The organism is Brevibacterium picturae (assembly GCF_030453725.1).
Taxonomy (GTDB): Bacteria; Actinomycetota; Actinomycetes; order Actinomycetales; family Brevibacteriaceae; genus Brevibacterium; species Brevibacterium sandarakinum_A.
Genome location: NZ_JAKDJU010000302.1, coordinates 1 through 2,265, shown reverse-complemented (window position 1 = coordinate 2,265; position 2,265 = coordinate 1). Strand labels below are relative to the sequence as shown.

At 66.5% G+C, this 2,265-nt stretch carries 2 protein-coding genes; one reads left to right on the top strand and one right to left on the bottom strand.

What is annotated here, in order from left to right; translation table 11 throughout:
• Nucleotides 1–77: 77 nt before the first annotated feature.
• Nucleotides 78–2,024 carry an aconitate hydratase gene (locus L0G76_RS15830; protein ID WP_304358089.1) on the bottom strand — a complete coding sequence of 649 codons (1,947 nt, stop codon included), beginning with the start codon at nt 2,022–2,024 and terminating at the stop codon, nt 78–80.
• Nucleotides 2,025–2,155: 131 nt separating this feature from the next.
• On the opposite strand from L0G76_RS15830, the gene L0G76_RS16295 reads away from it, so the two are divergent.
• Nucleotides 2,156–2,265, top strand: a 110-nt coding sequence (locus L0G76_RS16295) for a DNA-formamidopyrimidine glycosylase family protein (protein WP_369696200.1), incomplete at its 3' end; no start/stop codon positions are given.

Genomic DNA, 2,265 nt, shown 5'->3' with positions numbered 1-2,265 from the left:
CGTCGCGCGAACGCCGGAGGGTTGCCGCGCTCGCCGACCAGCGTAGGTGGGCAAACCGGGTGCGTGAGTTGACCCCGTCAGCTCTGCCGGCTGTTCTCCTGCTGGCTCCGCTGGGCGATGCGGCCTCCGGCGAGGACCATGTCGACCTGTCGGGGCGAGAGCGTGTGCCGGAATTCGAACTTCCGTCCGGCCACCTCGGCGGTGATCGTCTCACCGGCACCGAGCTCGTCACGTAGGCCGCGGAACTCAAGGACGTCCCCCTGTGACAGGGTCTCGTAGTCGTCCTCATCGGCGAATTCGAGGGCGAGGACACCGAAGTTCGCGAGGTTCTGCCAGTGGATCCTCGCCAGGGATTTGGCGACGACGATGCGCAGCCCCAGGTAGCGCGGGGCGATGACGGCGTGCTCACGTGAGGATCCCTGACCGTAGTTCTCCCCGCCGACGATGGCGTGCCCGCCGTCGTGGGCGACCGCACGCGTGGGATAGGTGTCGTCGACCTGGATGTAGACGAACTCGGAGATCTTGGGAATGTTGCTGCGATACGGCAGAACCCGGGATCCGGCGGGCATGATCTCGTCGGTGGAGACGTTGTCGCCGACCTTGAGCATGATCTCGAGATCGATGTCGTCGGGAAGCGGTTCAAAGTCGGGCAGGGAGGAGATGTTCGAGCCCTTGACCAGCTCGACCTCCCGCGCCTCCTCGAGCGGAAGCGGCGGCACCAGCATGGACCGGTTCGCGGAGAACTTCTCCGGCAGCCTCACCTGCGGGTAGTCCATGTCGAGGTCCCGCGGGTCGGTGATGCGCCCGGTCAGAGCCGCGGCCGCCGCGGTCTCGGGCGAGCACAGCCAGACGGCGTCCTCGTCGGTGCCGGAGCGGCCGGGGAAGTTCCGGGGCATGGTGCGCAGACTGTTTCGGCCCACGGCCGGTGCCTGTCCCATTCCGATACAGCCCATGCAGCCGGATTGGTGGATGCGGGCACCCGATCCGACCAGTGAGGTCAGCCAGCCGCCGGCGATGAGATCGGCGAGGATCTCACGCGAGGTCGGGTTGACGTCGAGTGACACCCGGCCGTCGAGCCGCCTGCCCTCGAGGATCTGGGCGACGACGGCGAAGTCGCGCAGGCCCGGGTTCGCAGAGGAACCGATGACGACCTGGAAGACCTCCTCATCGGTGCACTCCCGGACCGGCCGGACATTGCCCGGCGAGGAGGGAGCGGCGATGAGCGGTTCGAGCTGCGAGAGGTCGATCGAGTCGGTGAGGTCGTACTCGGCGCCCTCGTCGGCGACGATGCGAGTGAAGTCCTCGCCCCTGTCGCTGGCTTCGAGGAAGTCCTTGACGGCGTCGTCGGCGGGGAAGACGGTCGCGGTGGCACCGAGTTCGGCGCCCATGTTCGCGATGACGTGGCGGTCCATGGCGGTCAGGCATTTCAGCCCCTCGCCGTGGTATTCGATGATCTTGCCGGCGCCGCCCTTGACGCCGTGACGACGCAGCATCTCCAAGATCACGTCCTTGGCCGAAACCCAGGGCGGCAGTTCGCCCGTGAGTTCGACGCCCATGACTTCGGGTGCGGCGATGTAGAGGGGATCGCCGGCCATCGCCATGGCCACTTCGAGCCCGCCGACGCCGATGGCCAGCATGCCCAGTGCCCCGGCCGCGCAGGTGTGGGAGTCGGAGCCGATGAGGGTGGCACCGGGTTTGCCGAACCGTGACTGGTGCACGGGGTGGGAGACGCCGTTGCCGGCGGGGGAGTACCAGAGGCCGAAGCGCTGCGCGGCCGAACGGAGGAATATGTGGTCCTCGGGGTTCTTCTCATCGGTCTGCAGCAGGTTGTGGTCGACGTACTGGACGGAGGTGTCCGTACGGATCCGGTCCAAGCCCAAGGACTCGAGTTCGAGCATGACCAGGGTTCCGGTCGCATCCTGGGTCAGTGTCTGATCGATGCGGACCCCGATCTCATTGCCGGGCGTCATCGTCCCGGATTCCAGATGCGAGCCGATGAGCTTCTGGGCGACATTCTCAGCCATCGTCAACCTCCTTCAGCAGTGGTCGAAAAACATGGCGGCGCACGCAGCCACGTGGTCTGTCCACGTTAGCCCCCGAACCCGGGACCGACAAGAGCCGTGCCACTTGATGGCCAAGGGCGCATACTGGGCGTATGCCCGAATTGCCCGAGGTCGACGCACTGGTCAGGTTCCTGCGCGCAAATGTCGTCGGTGACTTCATCACCCGGGCCGATGTCGGGGAGCTGAGCATCCTCAAGACCGC

Coding starts and splice junctions, on each gene's coding strand:
- L0G76_RS15830 (WP_304358089.1), bottom strand. CDS start 2,024: ATGGCTGAGAATGTCGCCCAGAAGCTCATCGGCTCGCATCTGGAATCC.